The organism is Rahnella sp. CFA14(1/10) (genome assembly GCF_004195095.1).
In the GTDB taxonomy this organism is placed as follows: domain Bacteria; phylum Pseudomonadota; class Gammaproteobacteria; order Enterobacterales; family Enterobacteriaceae; genus Rahnella; species Rahnella perminowiae.
In genome coordinates this window covers 17,378-41,534 of record NZ_SEWS01000017.1, presented here as the reverse complement: position 1 = coordinate 41,534, position 24,157 = coordinate 17,378, and the positions used below count along the sequence as shown (strand labels likewise).

Below are 24,157 nucleotides of genomic sequence, written 5' to 3'. Positions count from 1 at the left end.
TCAAGGGATTTAAGATGGGGCACATTAGAATCCAGTCATATTTTAAAAGTGATGTCCCGACCTCCGCTGTATTCTTTTTTCTTCTGCGCTTTTTCTGTGAGATGACGTTTTTACAACGATAATTGAGGACGCGACCCGTAGCCACCGTCATCGGACTGCCAGTCTGACGTCAGTTATACTTTGAACCCTTCATTGCGGCATGAAATTCATGCACAAAACTTAGATGGACTTGATGCATAAAATTTTTTCCAGGCACAACATGCGCCATAAATGGTGGGGACTCCCCGTAATTTGTGCGCTGGTGCTGATCCCGGTGACCTCGTGGCTTTCTCCGATGATCTCCCTGCCGGATGGCCGCACTTATCTTATTTATATGCCGATGGCGACCTGTGTCGCGTTGCTGATGGTGTTTGACTGGGCTGCATTACCTGGCATCGTCCTGACGCTTTTCCTGCGTTATTACCTGCGGGTTGGGGTCGAGATGGGCATGCTGATGACGGTAATTTACTTCACCGCGCTGTCCCTGGCCTGGCTGGGTTATCGCTGGCAGGCGGGCAGCCGCTGGTCCGCACCGCTCGGGCTGATGAATCTGGCGAAGGCCCGCGTAGGCTGGTTGGTGATTTTCCTGACGTTATTTTTCGTCATTGTGCTGCAGGTTGTGATTGAAAGCGGGCTACTGCCCGGTTATCTCGGCATGGCGACACGGGATTTTGTTACGCTCAGGACGCTGGTCAATTTACAGGCATTGATCCTCGGCATTCTGCTTAACTCTCATGTGATTTATCTGGTGTTACGCATTATCCGTAAGCCGCATTATTTACGTGTGATATGCATGAGGCTGCGAAAAGAGCAATCAGCGGGCGTGAGATTTGCTGAAATTGTGCTGTGGTTTACGGTTCTGGTGTTTATGGTCACGCTGCTGTGCCTGCCGGGGATGAGTGAACCGTTCATGAAGATTTTACTCAGCGATTACACGCTGACGCTACTGTTCCCGGTATTGCTGTTTGGGGCATGGCGCTACGGTTATTACTTTATCAGTATTGTCTGGACCCTCACCCTGACGGTTTTATTTCACTACTATCAGGGGTTTATTTCCGGGAATGGCTTTATTCATAATCTGGTGTTCGTCTCCGCCCTGATGCTGGTTTATACCATCACGTTGTTACTGATGGCGGCTATCGCCTCACGGCAGCGTTTGCTGATGAAAAGATCCAGTGCCGCCGCCTTGCAGGACCCGGTGTTTGGCCTGCCTAACCTGCGTGCCTTCAACCGTGATCTGGCGCGCTATCCGCGTTCCATGCTCTGTTTTATCCGCGTCTCCGATATGGATGTGTTAAGCCGTAATTACGGCATGCAGTTACGTATTCAGTTCAAACAACAACTGGCGCTCGGGCTGAAGCCTTATCTGCAGAAGGAGGAGCAGGTTTATCATTTGCCGGGTTATGATCTGGTCTTGCGGCTTAACTGCGAAGATGCGGATAAAAAACTGCAGAATTTGCATGACTATCTGGAAGATTTCCGACTCATCTGGAACGGTTTGCCGCTGCATCCCAACATTGGTTTATCTTACTGTACGGTGTATTCGCCGGTGGAACATCTGCCGGTTTTACTGGGCGAACTGAGCGGGATTGCCGAAGTTTCCCTGACCACCGGACAGCCGGAATCGAATAAAAACGATCACACTCAGGTACAACTGGAGATCAGAGAGAAGGTCGATATGCTGCACAAAATCCAGCGGGCACTGGATGACGATCGTTTTGTGCTGATGGCGCAACCGATCTTAGGGGTACGCGGCGACAGTTATCATGAAATTCTGCTGCGCATGTCAGATGGTGCGCATGAAACGCTGATCACACCGGATAAGTTCCTGCCGGTGGTGCATGAATTTGGTTTGTCGTATCAGCTGGATATGTGGGTGCTGAAACATACGCTGATGTTTATCAATCAAAACCGTGTCCGTCTGCCAAGCCTGCGTTTTGCGGTGAATTTCACACCTTCGACGTTGTGCCGCCCGACATTTACCCGCGATTTTAAAGCACTCATGCTGGAATATGAGGTGGAACCGTTCCAGATTGTGCTGGAGGTGACTGAATCTCATCTGCTACAGAATATGAAATATGCTGACCTGGCGATGCGGGAATTACGTTCTTATGGTTGCCGCATTGCGATTGATGACTTCGGTACCGGCTATGCCAGTTATGGTCGTCTGAAGGCTATCCAGGCTGATATTCTGAAAATTGACGGCAGCTTCGTGCGCAATATGCTCACTGATTCGCTGGATGCCTACATTGTGCAGTCGATCTGTCAGGTGGCGCGCATGAAGCATTTATCGATTGTGGCGGAGTATGTAGAAACTGAAGACCAGAAAACCGCGCTGCATGCGCTGGGTGTGGATTACATGCAAGGTTATCTGGTGGGTAAACCGGAGCCGTTAAAGACACTACTTGAACTCCCGGGCGCCTGAAACTGAACGGCTGCCGGAGAAAAAAGCCCTCTGCGCATCAGATGCCAGAGGGCTTTTTTATTGCAGCGAAACGGTTAGTTTTCCGCAATGCCGTCTTCTTCCTCCAGCATCAGTTTCCAGCCTGTTACGTCATCCCAGTAACTTTGCTCTTTTTCGAAATCCAGCTGAACTAGGTTATTCTGCGCCAGATATCCGGCCGGGAAACGCAGCGTCCAGTGATTATCATCGGTGGATAACCGCAGGGATTCAGGCGTTGTCGTCGACTGACGCTGGTTATTGAGCAATGCGCCTAAGCGCAGAAGCTGAATCAGCGGAATGTAGTGCTTCTTCTTGAACAAATTCAGGCGCGGCAGTTCTTCCAGCTTGATGGCTTTGCGGTGGAAACGTACCAGTGTGGCCAGCAGCGTTTGCTGTTCCTGGTTGAACCCCGGCAAGTTAGTATTTTGCAAAATATACGAGGAATGACGGTGCATGCCGGTGTGGTTAATACTCAGGCCGACCTCATGCAACATGGCGCTGAATTTCAACAGTGATTCCAGCTGCGGCTGCACCAGCTTGGTATTTTGCGCCAGCCATTGTGCATACAATTGCTCGGTCGTATCCAGCACGCGGCGAGCCTGTTCCCGGTCAATGTTATAATGCTCAGCCAGGCTTTTCGCGGTACGGGTACGGATATCCTGATGACGGAAGCGGCCTTCCATTTCATACAGCACTCCTTCACGCAGCGCACCGTCCGAAAGACGCAGCTCTTTGACCGCCAGCGCATCAAATACGCCGCGCAGAATGGCCAGACCCGGTACAAAAACCGATTGCCTGTCTTCCGATAAACCCGGTAAATCCAGTGCGCTGAAATGCTTGAAGTTCAGTACTGCTTCGGTCAGCATTTCCAGCCGTTCAGGGGTAATTAAGCCGTCTTTCTCGCCCATGGCGACCAGGACTTCATGTGCTGCTTTAATACTGCCGGATGCACCCAAAGCATACTGCCAGCCTTGCAGCCTGTATTGCCACGCCAGAGTTTCCAGCTTTTGCGCGGCGGCAAGCTGCGCACGTTTGAAATTACTGCGACTGATTTCGCCATTGGGGAAAAACATCTGCGCAAAACTGACGCAGCCCATACGGCGGCTTTCGGCCAGCAATGGCTCGAAATCTTCCCCGATGACCAGTTCTGTTGAACCGCCACCGATATCGACTACCAGCTTGCGGCCTTTTTCAGGCTGGGTATGTTCAACACCCATAAAAATAAGTCGTGCCTCCTCCTGCCCGGAAATAATTTCAATCGGGTAGGGGATGACTTCTTTGGCGCGCTTGAGAAACTCCTCGGCATTCACTGCCTGACGCAGCGTATGCGTGCCGACGATAGTGACGTTATTTTCCGCAAACCCCTGCAGGCGTTCGGCGAATAAAGCCAGGCAATCCAGCCCGCGTTGAATGGCTTCTTCACTGAGCACATTTTTAGCGTCGAGGCCATCGGCCAGATGAACGCGTTGTTTCAGGCGTCCGAGGACCTGTAGCGCGCCGTTGACGACGCGGGCAATGACCATATGGAAACTGTTCGACCCGAGATCGATGGCCGCAATTTCCTGTGGTTTAGCATTCAGTGGGCTGCTTTTAAGGGGCATAATGGTATAACGCTCCAGGGGTTCAGGCTTGCTGACTTTGTTGTTCCAGCTCTTTGAGATATTCATAAATCGCCAGTTGCGCACGAACTTTGCGGCGATTTCCGCGTGGAACATACCGGTTGCTCAGTTCTTTATCAATCACTCTGGCTTTTACTGTGTCACTAAACAGCAGTTCAAGGATATCCAGAACGCGCTGTTTCAGACGCGGATCGAGCAGGGCAACGGCCACTTCAATACGGTAATCAATATTACGTGTCATCCAGTCGGCAGAAGACAGGAAGACTTTAGTCTCGCCGCCGTTTTCAAAGACATACACGCGATCGTGTTCCAGATAACGGTCAATGATACTGGTGACCTGAATATTTTCGCTAAAACCAGGCAAATTCGGTACCAGTGAGCACATGCCGCGGATCAGCAGACGGATTTTCACCCCGACGTTTGACGCCACGTAGAGACGGTCAATCAGCCCTTTATCCACCAGATTGTTGATTTTCAGCGTAATACCGCCGGTACCCCCTGCCTGCACGTTGGCAATTTCACGGTCAATCAAACGGTAAAGCATGTCGCGTGAGTTTTGCGGTGACACCATCAGATGCTCGAACGACACCGGGCGGTACGGGTTTTCAATAAAGTTGAAGACACGTCGGACTTCGTTGGTGATCCTCGCATCGGCGGTGAGCAGTGAATAGTCGGTATAAAGCCGCGCTGTTTTCTCGTTAAAATTACCGGTCCCGATATGAGCATAGCGGACAATTTCATCGCCTTCCCGGCGGGAAATAAGAAAGAGTTTTGCGTGAATTTTCAGACCCGGCGCAGAGAAAATAACGTGCACACCGGCTTCCGTCAGGCGTTTCGCCCAGTGAATATTCGCTTCTTCATCAAAGCGCGCCTGCAGTTCGACGACCACAGTGACTTTCTTACCGTTGTGGGCAGCGTGAATCATCGATTCGATGATGCGGGAATCTTTCGCCACGCGGTATATATTGATTTTTATCGACAGCACGTTCGGATCGAAAGATGCCTGACGCAACAGTTCCAGTACATGCTCAAACGTGTGATACGGATAATACAGCAGTACGTCTTGTTCACGGATCGCCGCAAAGCCGTTGCGGAATTTGTCGAACCACAAATGGCGCAGACGGGGGAGCGGACGGTTCACCAGATTGGCTTTGCCAACATTCGGGAAGCCAATGAAATCTTTGAAATTGTGGTAACGGCCACCGGCGATCACCGAATCATAATTGGAGATACCGAGTTTACCGCGCAGCAGCTCCACCATTTCATCCGGCATATCGCGCTGGTAAACGAAACGTACCGGTTCGGCGGTCAGACGCTGTTTCAGACTCGATGACATCAGCTCCAGCAGGCTCGATTCCATTTCCGTGACCAGATCATATTCAGCATCGCGGGTCATTTTCATTGAGTACGCATTCAGCGCATCGTAATCGAAGAAGCCTTTAAAAATATCATCCAGACAATAACGCAGAATGTTATCCAGCAGAATCATTGGCTTACGGCGGCGTGGTGCTTCCGGTGGCAAGTTAACGAAACGCGGCACTTTATCGGACGGAATTTCGAGCAGCGCGTAGTGGATCTCTTCGCCGCGGATAATTTCAACCGCCAGATAGGTGTAATCGTCTTTAAGGAATTGCACCAGGTTGGTGTCGTGATTAATCAGAATCGGTGTGATGTACTGGCGCAGATGATGTTTGAAATACTGGCGCAGCCAGGCTTGCTGGTTTTCGGAAACCTGACGTTCGTTAATAAGGAAAATTTGATTACGCGCCATTTCCAGAAGCAAGTCGTTGTAAAGGCTGTCGAACTCCTGATCAATGCGCAGCACCTTGGCCTGGATTTTTTTCAGTAAATGGCGGGACGCGCCCAGAAAACCTTGTTCTTCGCTGATGAGGATCCGTCTTTTTAAATCGGCGAAACGAACTTTATAAAATTCATCCAGGTTATTGGAATAGATCCCTAAAAAACGCATCCGTTCGATCAGGGGATTGCTTTTGTCAGCCGCTTCTTGCAACACGCGCTCATTGAAGGACAGCCAGCTTAGTTCTTTCTCGATATAAAGCTTTTCCTGACCCATTTTCACTCCGTTCATTTAGCTTGCAACCTGGCCCATACAGGCAAATTTGCCTGAAAACACCGCAATATAGCTCAACATATTCTTCGTGTTGCCCGCTTTTTAAGCGGCCAGCGCATCAGGAAGCCATCTGTGAGAGGGACCTAGTGTCTACTATCAATATTGCGAAAGATTGACAGGAAAGTCCAACATAACAAAGGATGATTTCAGAAGAGTTTATAGCAGGGGAATTATTGCGAGAAAAAGGAGGACAAAGCCTTACATGTGAAGGAGTTCGTCTACCCTGACCGATACGCTTCATACTTCAGATCGCAGGTGCGTTGGCTCCGTTTGCTGACCCGCGCCACTGACTTAAATCAGTGATGCGGGATTCACCCACTTGCCGCCTTCCTGCGAACCGAATTATTTTGGGTATAAATATTGAATAATTTTTACCGCGATAAATTAAATCGCGCTGGCACCCACCAGAGATTCAGGTTTGACCTGAGCAGGCTTGGTTTTGTATTTCGCCAGGAACTGAGGCTGGAAAATACACATGCGGATGGCGCTGCGATATTCGCCGTTCACAAAAAATTCCTGTTTCAGTTCCCCTTCAAGCTCGAACCCTAATTTGCTGTAAATATGGATTGCCTTTTTGTTTTCTTTATCCACAATTAAATACAGTTTGTAGAGGTTCAACACGGAGAAGGCATAATCCATCGCCAGACGGACGGCATCACCGGCAAAGCCTTTGCCCTGATGCTGCGGGTCAATAATGATCTGAAACTCCGCGCGGCGGTGAATATGATTAATTTCCACCAATTCGACCAGGCCGACCGGTCCGCTTTCGAATTCGATAATAAAGCGGCGCTCGCTTTGGTCATGGATATGCTTGTTATACAAATCGGTCAGTTCGACGAAAGCCTCGTAAGGTTCTTCAAACCAATAACGCATGATGCTGGCGTTATTATCAAGACGATGAACAAACGACAGGTCGTCCTTTTCCAGTGGACGTAATCTGACGCTGTTATGGCTAAACATGGGGTGTTCCTCAACTATACAAGCCGTTTTATGAGGGTAACCTTCGTAAATATAAAATCTGAAACAACCGTGGTTCAGATGAAGGTCGGCGCACAAACGACGTTTAAACGTGCACCGGGACGGGCATTATATCGGGCGAAATGTAAACAAATGTCAAATAACGGAAAATAAAAAACCGGCACGTGGCCGGTTTATAGTGAAATCGTGATGCAATGACAGATTAATCTTCCGCGTATCCACGTTCAGAAAGTGAATGGTTATCCAGCAGTGCCTGGCCGTTTTGCAGCGACAAACGTCCCTCAACAAACCAACTGACCACCAGCGGATAAATGCTGTGTTCCTGCGTTTGCACGCGGGCGATCAGATCTTCTTCGGTATCCTCAGCAAATACCGGTACCTTAGCCTGTAAAATTACCGGACCACCGTCGAGTTCTTCAGTCACGAAATGCACGGACGTACCGTGTTCGGCATCCTGATTTTCAATGGCCTGACGGTGTGTATGCAGACCCGGATATTTTGGCAGCAGGGAAGGGTGAATGTTGATCATGCGACCGGCAAAGCGCCGGACGAATTCAGCGGTCAGAATACGCATATAACCGGCAAGTACCACCAGATCAGGCTGGTAACTTTGGATAGCATCGGCCAGCGCAACGTCAAACGCCGCACGGTCTTCATAGGCTTTAACATCCAGCGCATGCGCGGGAATATTGGCTGAACGGGCTCTTTCAAGCCCGTATGCCGCTACTTTATTGCTGAAGACCGCACAAAGCGTTGCATTGATTCGTCCCTGCTGGCAGGCATCGATCAGGGCCTGTAAATTGCTTCCCTCGCCCGATACCAGAACCACAATCCTTTTCATTTTCCTACCCGTCATCAGTCAGTTGTTTTACTGGTTTTATTCAATAATCACGCGTTCAGCGGCATCAGAGGCTTTAATGTAGCCAATTTTCCACGCTTTTTCGCCGTTATCGTTCAGTAATGCAATCGCCTGATCGGCCAGTTCTGCAGGAAGTGCCACCAGCATGCCGACACCACAGTTAAAGGTGCGGTACATTTCATGACGGCTGACGTTACCGGCGGTTTGCAACCAGGTAAAGACATCCGGCCACTGCCAGCTTGATTCATCGATAATCACCTGCGTGTTGTCCGGCAATACGCGGGGGATATTTTCCCAGAAGCCGCCACCGGTCAGATGGACGATGCCGTGAACATCCACGTTTTCGATCAGGTTCAGGATCGATTTCACGTAAATTTTGGTCGGTGCGAGCAAATGATCAGCCAGCGGTTTGCCTGCCAGATCGGTGGTTTCCGGGTCGGTCTTGCTGACTTCCAGAATTTTGCGCACCAGAGAATAACCGTTAGAATGCGGGCCACTGGCGGCCAGACCAATCAGCACATCCCCGTCAGCCACTTTGCTGCCGTCGATGATTTCTGATTTTTCCACCACGCCCACGCAGAAGCCTGCCACGTCGTAATCTTCGCCGTGATACATGCCCGGCATTTCAGCGGTTTCACCGCCAACTAACGCACAGCCAGACTGTTTACAGCCTTCTGCGATACCCGTGATCACGCTGGCAGCCGTATCGACGTCCAGTTTGCCAGTAGCGTAATAATCGAGGAAGAACAGGGGTTCGGCGCCCTGAACGATCAAATCGTTGACGCACATCGCGACCAGGTCGATACCGATAGTATCGTGGCGTTTCAAATCCATCGCCAGACGCAGCTTGGTGCCAACGCCGTCGGTACCCGATACCAGCACGGGTTCACGATATTTTTGCGGCAGCGCGCAGAGGGCACCAAAACCGCCCAGTCCACCCATGACTTCAGGGCGGCGAGTCTGTTTTACTACACCTTTAATGCGGTCTACCAATGCGTTACCGGCATCGATATCTACGCCTGCGTCTTTATAGCTGAGAGAGGTTTTGTCGGTCACTGCGAAGTCCCCACGGCGGTTTGGGTTGGTGGTTGAAGAATAAAGCGGGGCAATTCTAACAGTGCAAGCAAACGTTTGCGAGCGCCTTATTCGATGAGGGATTTTAGGCTGTCTATACTCTAACCGGGTTAGTGATGATCCAGATCAGGCTATTTGGTATGGCGTTCAAAAAAAATGGCGTTATAATCTCGCGATTTTTTTTTGCAGCTCAACCACCTTAGGAGAATAAATAATGAAGATCGTCGAGGTGAAACACCCGCTGGTGAAACACAAGCTGGGCCTGATGCGTGAAAATGACATCAGCACGAAACGTTTTCGCGAACTGGCTTCTGAGGTGGGGAGTCTGCTGACGTATGAAGCGACTGCCGATTTAGAAACTGAAAAAGTGACGATTGAAGGCTGGAATGGCCCGGTCGAAATTGATCAAATCAAAGGCAAGAAAATTACCGTAGTGCCTATCCTGCGTGCCGGTCTGGGCATGATGGAAGGCGTACTGGAGCACGTTCCAAGCGCGCGTATCAGCGTAGTCGGCGTATACCGTGATGAAGAAACCCTGAAACCTGTGCCGTATTTCCAGAAGCTGGTTTCTAACATTGAAGAACGTCTGGCTCTGGTGGTTGATCCGATGCTGGCGACCGGGGGGTCTATGATTGCGACCATCGACCTGCTGAAAAAAGCTGGCTGCCAGAGTATTAAAGTCCTGGTGCTGGTTGCCGCACCGGAAGGGATCGCCGCTCTGGAAGCTGCGCACCCGGACGTTGAGCTGTACACCGCCTCGGTGGATCAGGGGCTCAATGATAAAGGCTACATCATCCCGGGGCTCGGTGATGCGGGCGACAAGATATTTGGTACGAAATAAGTTATTAGCCGACTGAGAAGTCGGCTTTTTTTTGCTCGTCATACTTCAGGCTGCGGATGCGTTGGCTGTGCCTGTTCACCCTGAGCGCATAATTATCTGTGCCTCCGGGGCTTACGGATTGGCCGCCTTTCTGCAACCCGAATTATGCAGAGCAAAAGGTTCTGTTTAACACCACATCACAAACACCTTTGAGAGGATCACATTCATGACCCGTCGTGTCATCGGGGTAAGCGAACGTCCGCCATTGCTGCAGACGATTCCCCTGAGTTTCCAGCATCTGTTTGCCATGTTTGGTGCCACCGTTCTGGTGCCTATTCTGTTCAAGATCAACCCGGCAACAGTGCTGCTGTTCAATGGCATAGGGACTTTGCTGTATTTATTTGTCTGTAAAGGGAAGATACCCGCCTACCTCGGCTCAAGTTTTGCATTTATTTCTCCGGTGCTGTTGCTGTTGCCGATGGGGTATGAAGTGGCGCTGGGCGGCTTTATTGCCTGTGGTCTGTTGTTTTGTCTGGTGGCGCTGATTGTTAAGAAAGCCGGGATTGGCTGGATTAACGTGATGTTCCCTCCGGCGGCAATGGGCGCAATTGTAGCCGTTATCGGGCTGGAGCTGGCGGGCGTGGCGGCGAACATGGCGGGGTTGCTGCCTGCTGATGGCGCTGCGGTGGATTCCACCACCATTACCATTTCGCTGGTGACGCTGGCCGTGACTATTCTCGGTTCCGTATTGTTCCGCGGCTTCCTGGCGATTATCCCGATCCTGATTGGCGTGCTGGTGGGTTATGCGCTGTCGTTCTTCATGGGCGTGGTGAATGTTTCTGCCATTGAAAACGCGCACTGGTTCGCGCTGCCAACCTTCTATACGCCACGTTTTGAATGGGTCGCAATCCTCACGATCCTGCCTGCGGCGCTGGTTGTTATTGCCGAACACGTCGGGCATCTGGTTGTGACGGCAAACATTGTGAAGAAAGATTTGCTGCGTGATCCTGGCCTGCACCGTTCGATGCTGGCTAACGGCCTGTCGACCGTGTTATCCGGTTTTTTTGGTTCAACGCCAAACACCACGTATGGTGAAAATATCGGCGTCATGGCCATCACCAAGGTCTACAGTACCTGGGTGATCGGCGGCGCGGCTATCCTCGCCATTCTGCTTTCCTGTATCGGCAAACTGGCGGCGGCAATCCAGGCCGTTCCGGTGCCCGTGATGGGGGGCGTTTCTTTGCTGCTGTACGGCGTGATTGGCGCATCCGGTATCCGCGTGCTGATTGAATCGAAGGTTGATTACAACAAAGCACAGAATCTGATCCTGACGGCGGTGATCCTGATTATCGGTGTCAGCGGCGCGAAGATCCACATTGGTGCGGCAGAGCTGAAAGGTATGGCGCTGGCAACGATCGTGGGCATTTTCCTGAGTCTGTTGTTCAAAGTGATCGAGATTTTCCGTGGTGAAGAACAGATCATTGATGTTGATGATGAGCGGGAAAATCCGCCAGTCTGATCCGGGCGTTTTTAAGTCAATCCCTGACCGGCGGGCGCATAACCCGCCGGTCGGGTGCTCGGATCGCAAGCGGTTGCACCGGGCACAGTTCATTTCACCGCGGATCCTTGCTAGAATTCGGCAGTTCTTTTTTTTGACGTGACAACATCTGCGGTCATCATGCCGCTTTGGTTGAGGTGCTTCTGAATACGCCGGCACAGCTTTCCCTGCCACTTTATCTTCCCGATGATGAAACCTTTGCCAGTTTTTATCCGGGGGAAAACCCTTCTCTGCTTTCTGCCATTCAGAGCGCATTGCATCAGGAACACGGCACCTATATTTATTTCTGGTCACGTGAAGGCGGTGGCCGCAGCCATTTGCTGCATGCGGCTTGTGCTGAATTATCACAACGCGGTGAAGCGGTCGGTTATGTGCCGCTGGATAAACGCGCTTATTTTGTGCCTGAAGTCCTGGACGGTATGGAACATCTGGCGCTGGTTTGTATCGACAATATTGAAGGCATTGCCGGTGATGATGAATGGGAGGCGGCTGTTTTTCATCTCTATAACCGCATTCTTGAAACCGGTCGTACGCGCCTGTTTATTACCGGCGATCGTCCTCCGCGTCAGCTGAATCTCAGCCTGCCGGATCTGGCCTCCCGTCTGGACTGGGGACAAATCTACAAACTTCAGCCGCTTTCCGATGAAGAAAAGCTTCAGGCATTGCAGTTACGCGCTAAACTGCGCGGCTTTGAACTGCCGGAAGACGTGGGCCGTTTTCTGCTTAAGCGTCTCGACCGGGAAATGCGTACGCTGTTTATGACCCTTGATCAGCTCGATCGCGCTTCTATTACGGCGCAGCGGAAATTGACAATCCCGTTTGTGAAAGAAATTCTCGGGCTGTAACGGGAAGGAATGTCCGGGTTCGTTAGCTGAACCCGAACGGAAAGCGGGGGGTTATAAAATCTCTTTCACCTGCTCCGGCGGACGCCCTAAACGCGCCTTGCCGTTGGCTACCACAATCGGACGTTCAATCAGCCGCGGGTGATCAGCCATTGCCTGTAAAAGCGCGTCCTCGCTCAGATGAGCATCCTTCAGATTCATGTCCTTGTAAATTTGCTCGCCCTTACGCATCAGTTCGCGTGCTGAGCTAAAGCCCAGCAGCCCGAGCAGTTCCTTAAGCTTATCCACAGACGGCTGCGTTTCCAGATATAAAATCACTTCCGGTTCAATGCCTTCTGCTTCCAGCAATTTCAGGGTTTCGCGGCTCTTTGAACATGCCGGATTATGATAGATTGCGACATCGTGTTGCATAAGATTTCCTCCATTCTGGCCCTGGGATCAGCCTTTCTGATACTGACGGAACCGTTGCTGTAACTGACGAAGCTGATCGATTCGTGCATCGTAACGGGCCTGTTCCAGACTGCCTAATTTTTGTAATGCGCTGGCATTGCTCAGCATCTCAATCGCCTGATCCAGACGTCCGACTAACGCCATGCTTTCTGCCCGGGCAGCCAGTTCCTGCGCACGCAGTCCTTGTGCCGCAGCGGCCTGAGACAACAAATCCCAGCCATTCGGATCGCCCGGATAATTAAAAGTATAGCGGTTGAGAATTTTCATGGCATTGGCGGGTTTGGCGCCCTCAAGATAGGCGTTGGCCAGGTTGAGTTGCAGCACGGCGTTGGAACTACTGGCCGCACCGGCCTGTTCCAGACGCGCAATCGCCTGCGGTGCACGTTTGCTGTCGATATCATTATCGGTGGCTAAATCCAGCAACCATTCATTGCCCGGATACTGTATCAGCAACTGATCCAGTAAGGTCCGTGCCTGATCATTCTTCTTGGCTTTGTAAAATTGCAATGCACGGCCATATTTTGCCGCCAGTTGTTCACGGATATTGCCGTTACTCAGTTTTTGCAGATAGTCATCTGACAACGGGAAACTCTCGGAACCGTACATGCCCAAAATGCGCACTTTTGCCATCAGATAATCTTGTGAGGATTGCACAATCGGGTGCGGCATCTGGTTGGCGCGGTTACGGATATCGGCCAGGCGGCTGTCGGGGAGGGGGTGAGTCAGCAGCATTTCCGGCGGACGGGTCGAGTAACTTGCCTGATCCGCCAGTTTTTGCAGGAAGGCTGGCATAGCCTGCGGATCAAAACCGGAACGCTGTAAGACCTGAATGCCGATACGGTCAGCTTCCTGCTCATTGCCCTGCGTGAAACTGATCATGCCCTGTTGCGTGCCGGCCAGGGTACCGGTCAGTGCCGCCATGCCCATTTGCGGGCTGGCCATCGCCAGAAGAATCGACCCCAGCGCGCCCACCCAGGTGAGCGGGGCGTTACGTTGCTGGTCTTCCATCGCACGCGCCAGATGGCGCTGGGTTACGTGGGAAATTTCGTGCGCCATGACGGAGGCCAGCTGGCTCTCGTTATCGGTGTAGCGGAACAGCGAAGAGTGAAGCACAACATTGCCGCCAAAAAAGGCAAAGGCGTTCAGCTCATCGTTATTAACGATGAAAAAATGGAACGGGGTGCGTACGGAATAGGCATGCGCCACCAGCCGTTGCCCCAGTTCGTTGATGTACTGATTGAGCAGCGGATCGTTAATCAGCGGCGTGCTGGCGCGCATCTGACGGACATAAAAATCGCCCATCTGTAATTCCTGATTAATACTGAGCGTGCCGCCTGCGGTAGTGCCGATGTCCGGTAACTGGTCGCTCACCGGCGGGGCTAAGGGCGAGTTAATGCTTTTTGCGGGACCCGCGGGAGTTGACCAGAATGAACTGTCATCTGCACCGGCGGGCAGTATGGAACCCGCGAGCAGGCTACCCAGACACAGGGCAATCACTCTTTTTTTCAACCGCATAACCATAAACATTTGCTTCCCAATAAGTTAACCGCGATACCGATGAGCTTTACGAGCCTTTCTTTCGCGAACAGTCAGCCAGACTGTTATTTTCTTGCGCTTTTCTCTGCGCCGGTCTCTATAGTAGCTATCCGCGTGAGAGTTTAAAACACTCCGAAGCTACAGTTGTGTGACAACGAACTTTTTAAATAGTTACTTGTGTCTGAGCGCGCAGGGAACGAACAGCGCGCATATGCCGGACCCGAAATTACAGGAGCGTTTTCTTGATGTTGGATATGTTATTACAGTGGTATCGCCGTCGCTTTACGGATCCGCAGGCTATCGCACTGCTGGCTATTCTGGTCGCAGGTTTCTGCATTCTCTATTTCCTCAATGGCATCCTGGCGCCGCTTCTGGTGGCGATGGTGCTCGCCTATTTGCTGGAGTGGCCGACAGTGCGTCTGCAACATGTCGGGCTTTCCCGCACGCTGTCGGTGAGCGTGGTGCTGATTATTTTCGCCGGTATTTTACTGCTCGGTATGTTTGTCATTGCGCCGGTGACCTGGCAGCAGGGCGTGAACCTGATGACTGATTTACCGAGCATGCTGAACCGCTTCTATGATTTCGCCGCGACATTGCCGAAACGTTATCCTGCGCTGGTGGATGCGGGCATCATCGACATGATGGCAGAAAATATGCGCAGCAAATTATCCGGTCTGGGTGAATCAGTGGTGAAATATTCACTGGCCTCGCTGGTCGGTTTACTGACGCTGGCGATTTACCTGATTCTGGTACCGATGATGGTCTTCTTCCTGCTTAAAGATAAAGAGCAGATGCTGAATGCCGTGCGTCGCATACTGCCACGCGATCGTGGACTGGCCGGACAGGTCTGGGTGGAGATGAATCAGCAGGTCACCAACTATATCCGCGGCAAAGTGCTCGAGATGATTATCGTCGGTGTGGCCACTTATCTGGTGTTTTGGGTGATGGATCTGCATTATTCGCTGCTGCTGGCGGTGCTGGTCGGTGTATCGGTTCTGATTCCGTATATCGGCGCGATGCTGGTGACCATTCCGGTGGTCATTGTCGCGATGTTCCAGTGGGGACTGGGCGCGGATTTCTGGACGCTTTTCGTTGCCTATCTGGTAGTGCAGGGGCTGGACGGGAATGTGATCGTGCCGTTGCTGTTCTCGGAAGCGGTGAATCTGCATCCGCTGGTGATTATTCTTTCTGTCGTGGTGTTTGGCGGATTGTGGGGATTCTGGGGCGTGTTCTTTGCAATACCGCTGGCGACGCTGGTCAAAGCAGTGGTTCACGTCTGGCCGGATGAATCACTGAACGAAACCCGGTGATTTATTCTGCTGAGCGTATCCAATAAAAAAAAAGCGCGTCTGCGCTTTTTTTGTATCCACACTCTGACCGTTTCGGTTATTTACCGTTCAGGTAGGCCATCACGATGTCATGGTGATTAGTGGTTTTGAAATCGTCGAACACTTTCTCGACTTTGCCATTGCCATCGAGCAGGAAGCTGATGCGATGAATGCCATCGTAGGTTTTACCCATAAAGGATTTTTCACCCCAGACACCGAACTGTTCACAGACCTGATGATCTTCATCGGACAGCAAGGTGAAGTTCAGCAGTTCTTTCTCAGCAAAACGCGACAGCTTTTCCGGCTTATCGGTGCTGATCCCCAGCACTTCAACGCCGGCACTTTTTAACTGATCCATGTTATCGCGCAGTCCGCAGGCTTGTACGGTACAACCCGGGGTCATGGCTTTAGGATAGAAATAGACCAGGACTTTCTGTCCCTGGAAGTCGGCCAGATTAATTTGTTCACCGTCTTGGTCGGGCAAACTAAATTGCGGCGCAGGGTCACCGGCTTTCAGTGGGCTCATTGTCTTTCTCCATATCTCTTAGCGATTACTGCAGTTTATCTTCATTCTCAGAATAACTAACGACATTAATACTGCCTTGCGCTTTCAGTTCTGTACATAGCTGATGAAACGCCTGCTCAATAATTGCCGCATCAGTGTTGGCTGCGCTGTGCGCCGTAATTTGAATCGATAACTGCGCCGGTGTGTTGGCATCTGCCGGGCGGGTTTTGGAGGCAAGTTCGGCGATATTCATCTGATGCGTATCGAACAAATCGGTAAAACGCTCGATCAGATGCGCTGAGTCTTTCACTTCCACTTTCACCCAAACCGTAGCAGGCATGGGCGGACGTTCATGTGCGCTGGTTCGCTTCATCACGATTAATAATTCCAGCTCTGCGCCTTTTTGCGGCAGGGTGGATTCAATCAGCGTAATCGCATTCCAGCTACCGGAAAGCAACATGATAAACGTAAACTCATCACCGAGCATCGCAAGACGGCTGTCTTCAATATTACAGCCGCAGCTGCTGACCTGGCGGGTTATGGTGTTGACGATGCCCGGGCGATCAGCACCTAACGCGGTGATCACGAGATAATGTTGTTGTGGCTGCGGCAAAATAGGTCTTCCTGTCGTGCTTGGGAGTATTCCCAAGGTAAACATAAAAAAAACCGCCGGACAAGCGGTTACCGCTCGTTGATTGCTTGCTTTTGCAGTGGTGTCAAAAGTACCATGAGTGACCTGTTTGTGGAGGGGAAGGTCAATGTTTACGGGAAGTATTGTTGCACTGGTTACGCCGATGGACACCAAAGGTGCTGTCGATCGCGCGAGTCTGAAAAAACTGATTGATTATCATGTGTCCAGTGGTACTGCGGCGATCGTTTCCGTTGGCACGACCGGCGAGTCGGCCACGTTGAGCCATGAAGAGCACGGTGACGTGGTCTTACAGACGCTGGAACTGGCTGATGGACGCATTCCTGTTATCGCAGGCACCGGCGCAAACGCGACCGCTGAAGCGATTTCTCTTACGCAACGTTTTGAAAAAAGTGGCGTTGTTGGTTGTCTGACTGTCACCCCTTATTACAACCGTCCGACGCAGGAAGGTCTGTATCAGCACTTCAAGGCCATCGCTGAAAATACCTCTCTGCCGCAAATTCTCTACAACGTGCCGTCACGTACCGGCTGCGATATGTTGCCGCAGACCATCGCGCGTTTAGCAAAATTGAAGAATATTGTTGCTGTTAAAGAAGCAACAGGGAACTTAAGTCGCGTTAGTCAGATCCAAGTGCTGGTTGATGATGAAGATTTCATTCTGCTGAGCGGCGATGACGCCAGCGGTCTGGACTTTATGCAACTCGGTGGTAAGGGTGTTATTTCCGTCACGGCTAACGTAGCTGCCCGTGAGATGGCACAACTTTGTGAGCTGGCTGCGCTTGGCAACTTTGCCGAAGCGCGTCGCCTGAATCAGCGCCTGATGCCTTTGCATCAGAATTTGTTTGTAGAAGCAAACCCAATCCCGGTGAAATGGGCCTGTAAGGCACTGGGTTTGATGGCAACCGATACGATGCGTCTGCCTATGACGCCGTTAACAGATGCTGCCCGTCCGGTCGTGGAAGAAGCATTAAAAAGCGCCGGTTTGCTGTAACTCTTAGGAAGATTTGATGGCCTCTTTATTTGACAAGAACAGTTTCCAGATGACCCGTTTGCAGAAAACGGCGGTAGCGAAAGTGGTCGGGGTTTCCCTGATCATGTTGCTGGCCGCCTGTTCAAGTGATCAACGTTACAAACGCCAGGTCAGTGGTGATGAGTCCTACCTGGATGCGGCAGGGCTGCATGAGCTCAAAGCGCCGACCGGCATGATTTTGCCAGTGCAGAACGGAACGTACGAAATTCAGCCCGGTGCAATGCAAGGCGCGGTAGGTAAGCAGCTTGACATCCGTCCTCCTTCCCAGCCACTGGCGCTGCTGAATGGTTCTCAGACGCAGTTCTCTGGTGACAGCAGTACCGTATTGTTGGAAAACACCGCACAGAACCGTGACCTGTGGAATAACGTCGTGAAAGCCGTTGAGCAAAATAACTTCAAAATTGCCAACCGTGATGACGCTAACCAGACGCTCACCACTGATTTCATTGACTGGAATCGTGCGGATGAAGACTTCCAGTATCAGGGACGTTATCAGGTTAGCGTGAAACAGCAGAGCTACCAGTTAGCGCTGACGGTGAAAACGCTTGAGCTGAAACAACAGGATAAAGCTGTGACGTCTTCCGCTGAAATCCAGCGTTATAACAGCCAGATGATGAACTCCATCACGGCGAGTCTGGATAAAGTGCAGCAGGATACGCAGGCGCGTCTCGACAACCGTCGTGTTGGTGAGATTGACGTTCAGAGCGGCGCAGATGATACCGGCCTGCCGGTGCTGATTGTCCGTGAGAACTACGGCGTTGTGTGGGATCGCCTGCCAAATGCCCTGGCAAAAGCTGGCATGAAAGTGACCGACAGCAGCCGTCCGCAAGGCACATTGTCTGTGACCTACAAACCGCTGAATGACGATGCATGGCAGACACTGGGTGCGAAAGATCCGGGCCTGACTTCCGGTGATTACAAACTTCAGGTTGGCGATCTGGACAACCGCAGCAGCTTGCAGTTCCTTGATCCGAAAGGTCATGCTCTCAGCCAGTCGCAGAACGATGCGATGGTGGCGGTCATGCAGGCCGCGTTTAGCCAGAGCAGCGCAAAATAATACCAAGGGGCTCCGGCCCCTTTTTACATCTGTTTTTTCCACTGGAGTAAGTAAAGATGCAAAAGTTAGCTGAGTTGTATCGCGGCAAGGCGAAAACCGTCTACACCACCGAAAACCCGGACCTTCTGGTACTGGAGTTCCGTAACGATACGTCAGCACTGGATGGTCAGCGTATTGAGCAGTTCGACCGTAAAGGCATGGTTAACAACAAATTTAACCATTTCATCATGGCTAAGCTGGAAGAAGCCGGTATTCCAACCCAAATGGAACGCCTGCTGTCTGACACCGAAGTGCTGGTGAAAAAACTGGATATGGTCCCGGTTGAATGCGTTATCCGTAACCGTGCTGCAGGTTCGCTGGTAAAACGTCTGGGCATTGAAGAAGGTCTGGAACTGAATCCGCCGTTGTTCGATTTGTTCCTCAAAAATGACGCCATGCATGACCCGATGGTCAACGAATCGTATTGCAAGACGTTTGGCTGGGTGAATGAAGAAAACCTCGCACGCATGAAAGAGCTGAGCTACAAAGCCAACGACGTGCTGAGCAAACTGTTTGATGACGCCGGTCTGATCCTGGTCGACTTCAAACTGGAATTCGGTCTGTTCAACGGTGAAGTGGTGCTCGGTGATGAGTTTTCTCCTGATGGCAGCCGCCTGTGGGATAAAGAAACCCTGAACAAAATGGACAAAGACCGTTACCGCCAGAGTCTGGGTGGCCTGATCGAAGCTTACGAAGAAGTCGCTCACCGTATCGGTGTGAAACTGGACTAAGCTGCGCATTATTTTTTTAGCCAGGCTGCGCAATCGTTTACGCAGTCTGCGCTGGCGCTAAACGGGGGGCGGATACCGCTTCCCGTTCTTTTATTTGCGTTTTATTTTTGTCTTCCTGCCCTGCTTTCTTTCATTTAATTCTGACTTCCCTAAAATTACGTCCCTTCGCGGATGGTATTAACCGCGTGTGCTGGCTAGTCTTACAAAAACAGTCTGGAGGTGATTATGCGTTGGCAAGGGCGTCGCGAAAGCGACAATGTAGAAGACAGACGCGGACAGGGAGCTAACAGCGGCGGTTTAGGTGGCGGAGGAATGCGCCTGCCGATCCGTGGCAAAAGCGGTATCGTGATCATCATCGTGGTGCTGGTCGCCGGGTATTACGGTATCGACCTGACGCCGCTGATTGATGGTGGTCAGTCCGGCGGCATGCAGCAACAAACACAATCACAATCCATCAGCCCGAAAGATGACGAGCAGGCAAAATTCACCTCGGTGATCCTTGCCTCGACAGAAGACACCTGGAAAGACATTTTCCAGAAGCAGGGCATGACTTATCGTGAGCCCAAACTGGTGATGTATCGCGGCGCGACCCGCACCGGGTGTGGTACCGGCCAGTCGGTAATGGGCCCGTTCTATTGCCCGGCGGACAGCACGGTCTATATCGACCTGTCTTTTTATCAGGAATTACAGGACAAACTCGGGGCGGGGGGCGATTTTGCACAGGGCTACGTTGTGGCGCATGAAGTCGGCCATCACGTGCAGAATCTGCTGGGCACTGAACGCAAGGTTCGCCAGTTGCAACAGGGCGCATCGCAGGCTGTGGTAAACCAGCTATCGGTAAAAATGGAATTACAGGCTGACTGTTATGCCGGTGTCTGGGGACATGCGATGCAGCAGCAAAACGTTCTCGAAGAGGGTGACCTGCAAGAAGCGCTGGATGCCGCACAGGCCATCGGCGATGACCGGTTGCAACAGCAAAGTCAGGGGCGCGTGGTGCCGGACAGCTTTACCCACGGGACTTCCCGGCAGCGTTATACCTGGTTCAAACGCGGGTTTGATACCGGTAATCCTGACCAGTGTAATACCTTTGCCAGCCGCTGATTATGTGGCAGGAAGCGCTGGTTTGCTGCTAAAAACTGTTTAATAATCAGTGACTGATCCGGAGAGGTCTGCGGATCTCTCTTTCATTTTCATGTTGACCCGCTGGGAACGCCATGGCTTTTCTCGATCCAACGCTATTGATCTTACTTGTCTTCGCCGGTCTGGGCATTATCAGCCATAACAGCGCCGTCACCATCGCCATGTTTTTCCTCCTCACGGTGCGCATCACGCCGCTGAACAGCTTTTTTCCGTGGATAGAAAAATACGGTCTGACCCTCGGTATTATTATTCTCACTATTGGGGTAATGGCACCGATTGCCAGCGGAAAAATCAGCGCCAGTACCGTTGTACATTCTTTCCTCCACTGGAAATCCATCGTTGCCATTCTGGTTGGTGTGCTGGTGTCGTGGCTGGGCGGGCGTGGCCTGACGCTGATGGGCACGCAGCCGCATCTGGTGGCTGGCCTGTTAGTAGGCACCGTGCTGGGGGTGGCGTTATTTAAAGGCGTGCCGGTCGGGCCGCTGATTGCTGCCGGTCTGTTATCGATGATTATCGGGAAAACCTGAGATGTCTGCCACTTTGCTACAGCAACAGTTGCAGCGGCTGGGCGTCCGGCGTTTGCTGGTGTTCAGTGGCGCAACGCAGTGGTGTGAGCAACAGGCGATTCTGTTTTCTGCACATAGTGTGGGTGACTGGCTCTGGCTGAGCGATTCACCGCCTGACGGCGTCACTTCCTGTCCGCCTTCAGCGGCACATACGTTGCTCGGGCAGGATATTTTTCACGGTGTGTTTGATGCGCGTTATGGTCTGAATGTCGAGGCACTGGCGGCGTTTTCAGGCACATTAAAAGCCGGAAGCTGGCTGATTCTGCTGATACCGGAATGGCATTGCTGGGCTGACACGCCGGACGCGGACAGCCTGCGCTGGAGCGAGCAACCCCGGCCAATCCCCACTCCGCGTTTTATACGTCGTTTCCGGTCTTTCCTTGAGCAAGACTCTGGCATTACGATTTGCCGGCAGGGTCAGCCTTTAACTATTGCTCCTCTGCCTGCCGCACCCGACTGGCTGCCACCCGACGGCCAGCCAACCTCTGAGCAGTCCCAGATTTTAAAACAACTGATGCAGGCCGGTTCCGGCGTGTGGGTGCTGACCGCGCCGCGCGGGCGGGGGAAATCGACCCTGGCGGGAATGCTGGTCAAACACTGGCCGGGTACCTGCCGGGTAACCGCACCGGCTAAAGCCTCTGCCAGCCAGATCCTTAATCAGCAAACAGACTCTGCCTGCTTTATCGCACCTGATGCATTGCTTGCCTTATGTCGCGAAGGCGCGGTAACCGGCGTTGACTGGCTGATCATCGATGAAGCTGCCGCCATTCCGGCCCCGATGCTGTCGGAAATTATCGCGGCTTTTCCGCGCGTGTTGCTCACCACTACGGTTCAGGGGTACGAAGGCACCGGACGCGGATTCTTACTCAAATTCTGTGCGTCTTTGCCGCAGTGGCATGACTTGCGTCTGAACGCACCCATCCGCTGGTCATCATCCGACACGCTTGAGCCGTTCATCAGCCAGTTATTGCTGTTTGAGGAGCATCTGCCGGTGGCCGGTGAGGCGCGCGGTACATCAGAAATTTTTCCGATTCATGCTGACGACTGGCCGAATGAACCGGTGCTGTTAGAGGATTTCTACGGCCTGCTGACCAGCGCACATTACCGCACGTCGCCGCTGGATCTGCGGCGTCTGCTGGATGCGCCGGGCATGACGTTCAGCGCCTCACGGCACAACAATACGCTGACCGGCGCGTTATGGCTGGTGGATGAGGGCGGCCTTAGCGCAGCGCTGGCGCAGGAAGTCTGGGCCGGAAGACGGCGTCCGCGCGGGAATCTGGTGGCGCAGTCGCTTGCCGCGCACGCGGGGTTCCAGGAGGCTGCCGTCATGCGTTCACGGCGCATCAGCCGGATTGCCGTGCACCCGTTATTCCGTCGTCAGGGGATTGCCCGTCATTTATTGTTGACGCAGAAACGGCAGGCTCAGCAGGCGGGGCTGGATTTTCTGTCGGTCAGTTTTGGTTATACCACGGAGCTGGCTGCTCTGTGGCAGCAGACCGGATTCCGGCTGGTACGCGTGAGTATGCACAAAGAAGCCAGCAGCGGGTGTTATGCTGCGATGGCGATATTACCGCTGAGCGCGGCGGGGCAGGCACTGGCGGACAACGCCGTGCATCAGCTTCAGCGGGACTGGCGCTGGCTGGCACCTCAGGTGGATTTAACTCTGCCGCTCAATATCGCTGCAGATACACAACCCGATGACGCCGACTGGCGCGAGCTGAGCGGATTTGCCTTCGCCCATCGTCCGCTGGAAAGCAGTTTACCTGCGCTCAGCCGTGTTTTGCTGCACAGTGATTTGCCGCTGACGGCGTTGCGTGCGTATTTGCAGCAAGGGAAAAGCGTGGCGGACATCGTACAACACTTGCGGCTTTCCGGGCGCAAAGCGCTGGTTTCGCGCTGGCGTGAGGAAACGCAGCAGATACTGAAAGAGGCGGGTATGGGCGGATAAGCCCCCGCTTTCATTGCAATAAATGGAAAGACTCGTTCAATAAAACCCGATTTCACTGACCGGCAGGCGGCGTATAGTGAACCCATTATTCGACAACGGGAGAGAGCAATGAGCTCAGAACAGATCATCGTCCGGCAGCCGGAGGAAAGGGCTAATCAGCTGATTTTATTGTTTCATGGCGTAGGCGATAATCCGATTTCAATGGGGGAAATCGGTAAATTTTTCGCTGTTTCATTTCCGCAGGCGCAGGTGATCAGCGTCGGCAGTCCGGATATCTGTGATTTTGGCCGGGGCTTCCAGTGGTTCTCAGTTCAGGGTGTGACTGAGCAAAACCGTCAGCCGCGTGTCGATGCCGCAATGCCAGTTTTTGTGCAGATTGTGCGTGACTGGCAGCAAAAAACCGGTGTCCCGCCGGAACACACCACATTAGTCGGTTTCTCGCAGGGCACCATCATGGCGCTGGAATCAACGAAAGTAGAAGAGCATCTGGCGTCGCGTATTATCGCGTTCAGCGGACGTTTTTCAACGCTTCCGGAAAAACCGATTGCCGCCGGTACGGTCGTGCATTTCATTCATGGGGAGCAGGATCCGGTGATTAATCCGTTCCAGTCGAAAAGTGCGGCAGAACGTCTGAAATCATTAGGTTGTGAATGTACGCTCAATCTTCAGCCGGGCATGGGCCACGGGCTGGATTCGCATATGATTAATACGGCGATAGCGCATTTGAAAAACTACGAGCCGAAATCACATCAGCATTAATTTTTCGCGACTTTAATAAAAAATGCCCCCGGCTGTATCACAACCGGGGGCGTTTT

General features: G+C 52.3%; 21 protein-coding genes. 12 read left to right on the top strand and 9 right to left on the bottom strand.

The features are described from left to right. The first annotated feature begins 259 nt into the window (after nucleotides 1–259). The gene (locus EVX52_RS24265) at nucleotides 260–2,464 is read left to right on the top strand and encodes an EAL domain-containing protein (protein WP_240782878.1); all 2,205 of its coding nucleotides are present in this window, start codon (nucleotides 260–262) and stop codon (nucleotides 2,462–2,464) included. Nucleotides 2,465–2,538: 74 nt separating this feature from the next. Here EVX52_RS24265 and ppx read toward each other — a convergent pair whose 3' ends face one another. The 5 genes from ppx to purM all read right to left on the bottom strand — a co-directional run bounded on the left by ppx (nucleotide 2,539) and on the right by purM (nucleotide 9,125). Beyond that, nucleotides 2,539–4,083, bottom strand: a complete 1,545-nt coding sequence (ppx, locus tag EVX52_RS24260) for an exopolyphosphatase (RefSeq protein ID WP_129955626.1) — start codon at nucleotides 4,081–4,083, stop codon at nucleotides 2,539–2,541. A gap of 22 nt (nucleotides 4,084–4,105) precedes the next feature. Beyond that, on the bottom strand, nucleotides 4,106–6,175 hold the full coding sequence (gene ppk1, locus EVX52_RS24255) for a polyphosphate kinase 1 (protein WP_129955600.1): 2,070 nt from the start codon (nucleotides 6,173–6,175) through the stop codon (nucleotides 4,106–4,108). Nucleotides 6,176–6,616: 441 nt separating this feature from the next. Further along, entirely contained in the window at nucleotides 6,617–7,192 is a 576-nt protein-coding gene (gene speG / locus EVX52_RS24250; protein ID WP_129955599.1) for a spermidine N1-acetyltransferase, read from the bottom strand. A 220-nt stretch (nucleotides 7,193–7,412) separates the two neighbouring features. Further along, nucleotides 7,413–8,051, bottom strand: a complete 639-nt coding sequence (purN, locus tag EVX52_RS24245; protein WP_129992282.1) for a phosphoribosylglycinamide formyltransferase — start codon at nucleotides 8,049–8,051, stop codon at nucleotides 7,413–7,415. 36 nt (nucleotides 8,052–8,087) lie between these two features. Next, complete coding sequence (purM, locus tag EVX52_RS24240) at nucleotides 8,088–9,125, bottom strand: phosphoribosylformylglycinamidine cyclo-ligase (protein ID WP_129955597.1); 1,038 nt, start codon at nucleotides 9,123–9,125, stop codon at nucleotides 8,088–8,090. 232 nt (nucleotides 9,126–9,357) lie between these two features. On the opposite strand from purM, the gene upp reads away from it, so the two are divergent. The 3 genes from upp (at nucleotide 9,358) to hda (ending at nucleotide 12,366) form a co-directional block, all read left to right on the top strand. Next, the gene (gene upp / locus EVX52_RS24235; RefSeq protein WP_013576561.1) at nucleotides 9,358–9,984 is read left to right on the top strand and encodes a uracil phosphoribosyltransferase; all 627 of its coding nucleotides are present in this window, start codon (nucleotides 9,358–9,360) and stop codon (nucleotides 9,982–9,984) included. Nucleotides 9,985–10,189: 205 nt separating this feature from the next. Continuing rightward, nucleotides 10,190–11,482, top strand: coding sequence for a uracil permease (uraA, locus tag EVX52_RS24230; protein WP_129955596.1), 1,293 nt, complete (start codon nucleotides 10,190–10,192; stop codon nucleotides 11,480–11,482). A 176-nt stretch (nucleotides 11,483–11,658) separates the two neighbouring features. Then, nucleotides 11,659–12,366, top strand: a complete 708-nt coding sequence (gene hda / locus EVX52_RS24225; RefSeq protein ID WP_013576559.1) for a DnaA inactivator Hda — start codon at nucleotides 11,659–11,661, stop codon at nucleotides 12,364–12,366. 51 nt (nucleotides 12,367–12,417) lie between these two features. Here hda and arsC read toward each other — a convergent pair whose 3' ends face one another. Then, a complete protein-coding gene (gene arsC / locus EVX52_RS24220) occupies nucleotides 12,418–12,774 on the bottom strand; it encodes an arsenate reductase (glutaredoxin) (RefSeq protein ID WP_129955595.1) in 357 nt (118 codons plus the stop codon). Between the two features lie 27 nt (nucleotides 12,775–12,801). Then, nucleotides 12,802–14,334 carry a M48 family metallopeptidase gene (locus tag EVX52_RS24215; RefSeq protein WP_165383774.1) on the bottom strand — a complete coding sequence of 511 codons (1,533 nt, stop codon included), beginning with the start codon at nucleotides 14,332–14,334 and terminating at the stop codon, nucleotides 12,802–12,804. Nucleotides 14,335–14,594: 260 nt separating this feature from the next. On the opposite strand from EVX52_RS24215, the gene EVX52_RS24210 reads away from it, so the two are divergent. Next, on the top strand, nucleotides 14,595–15,659 hold the full coding sequence (locus tag EVX52_RS24210; RefSeq protein WP_129955593.1) for an AI-2E family transporter: 1,065 nt from the start codon (nucleotides 14,595–14,597) through the stop codon (nucleotides 15,657–15,659). A 76-nt stretch (nucleotides 15,660–15,735) separates the two neighbouring features. Here the strand turns inward: EVX52_RS24210 and bcp are convergent, their stop codons facing one another. Together bcp and EVX52_RS24200 are read right to left on the bottom strand one after the other, a co-directional pair. Then, entirely contained in the window at nucleotides 15,736–16,203 is a 468-nt protein-coding gene (bcp, locus tag EVX52_RS24205; protein WP_015698249.1) for a thioredoxin-dependent thiol peroxidase, read from the bottom strand. Nucleotides 16,204–16,228: 25 nt separating this feature from the next. Then, entirely contained in the window at nucleotides 16,229–16,795 is a 567-nt protein-coding gene (locus tag EVX52_RS24200; RefSeq protein ID WP_129992281.1) for a glycine cleavage system transcriptional repressor, read from the bottom strand. A gap of 145 nt (nucleotides 16,796–16,940) precedes the next feature. Here EVX52_RS24200 and dapA point away from each other — a divergent pair, with 145 nt between their 5' ends. The 7 genes from dapA (at nucleotide 16,941) to ypfH (ending at nucleotide 24,101) form a co-directional block, all read left to right on the top strand. Further along, a complete protein-coding gene (gene dapA, locus EVX52_RS24195; protein WP_013576553.1) occupies nucleotides 16,941–17,822 on the top strand; it encodes a 4-hydroxy-tetrahydrodipicolinate synthase in 882 nt (293 codons plus the stop codon). A 16-nt stretch (nucleotides 17,823–17,838) separates the two neighbouring features. Next, nucleotides 17,839–18,918: an outer membrane protein assembly factor BamC gene (gene bamC / locus EVX52_RS24190; protein WP_129955591.1), complete on the top strand. Its 1,080-nt coding sequence runs from the start codon at nucleotides 17,839–17,841 to the stop codon at nucleotides 18,916–18,918. 56 nt (nucleotides 18,919–18,974) lie between these two features. Beyond that, nucleotides 18,975–19,688, top strand: a complete 714-nt coding sequence (gene purC / locus EVX52_RS24185; RefSeq protein WP_015698209.1) for a phosphoribosylaminoimidazolesuccinocarboxamide synthase — start codon at nucleotides 18,975–18,977, stop codon at nucleotides 19,686–19,688. 225 nt (nucleotides 19,689–19,913) lie between these two features. Beyond that, complete coding sequence (locus tag EVX52_RS24180) at nucleotides 19,914–20,789, top strand: neutral zinc metallopeptidase (protein ID WP_129955590.1); 876 nt, start codon at nucleotides 19,914–19,916, stop codon at nucleotides 20,787–20,789. Nucleotides 20,790–20,902: 113 nt separating this feature from the next. Next, a complete protein-coding gene (locus tag EVX52_RS24175; protein WP_129955589.1) occupies nucleotides 20,903–21,355 on the top strand; it encodes a DUF441 domain-containing protein in 453 nt (150 codons plus the stop codon). Nucleotide 21,356: 1 nt separating this feature from the next. Beyond that, entirely contained in the window at nucleotides 21,357–23,342 is a 1,986-nt protein-coding gene (locus EVX52_RS24170) for a tRNA(Met) cytidine acetyltransferase TmcA (RefSeq protein ID WP_129992280.1), read from the top strand. A 108-nt stretch (nucleotides 23,343–23,450) separates the two neighbouring features. Further along, on the top strand, nucleotides 23,451–24,101 hold the full coding sequence (ypfH, locus tag EVX52_RS24165; RefSeq protein ID WP_129955587.1) for an esterase: 651 nt from the start codon (nucleotides 23,451–23,453) through the stop codon (nucleotides 24,099–24,101). Nucleotides 24,102–24,157: the final 56 nt, after the last annotated feature.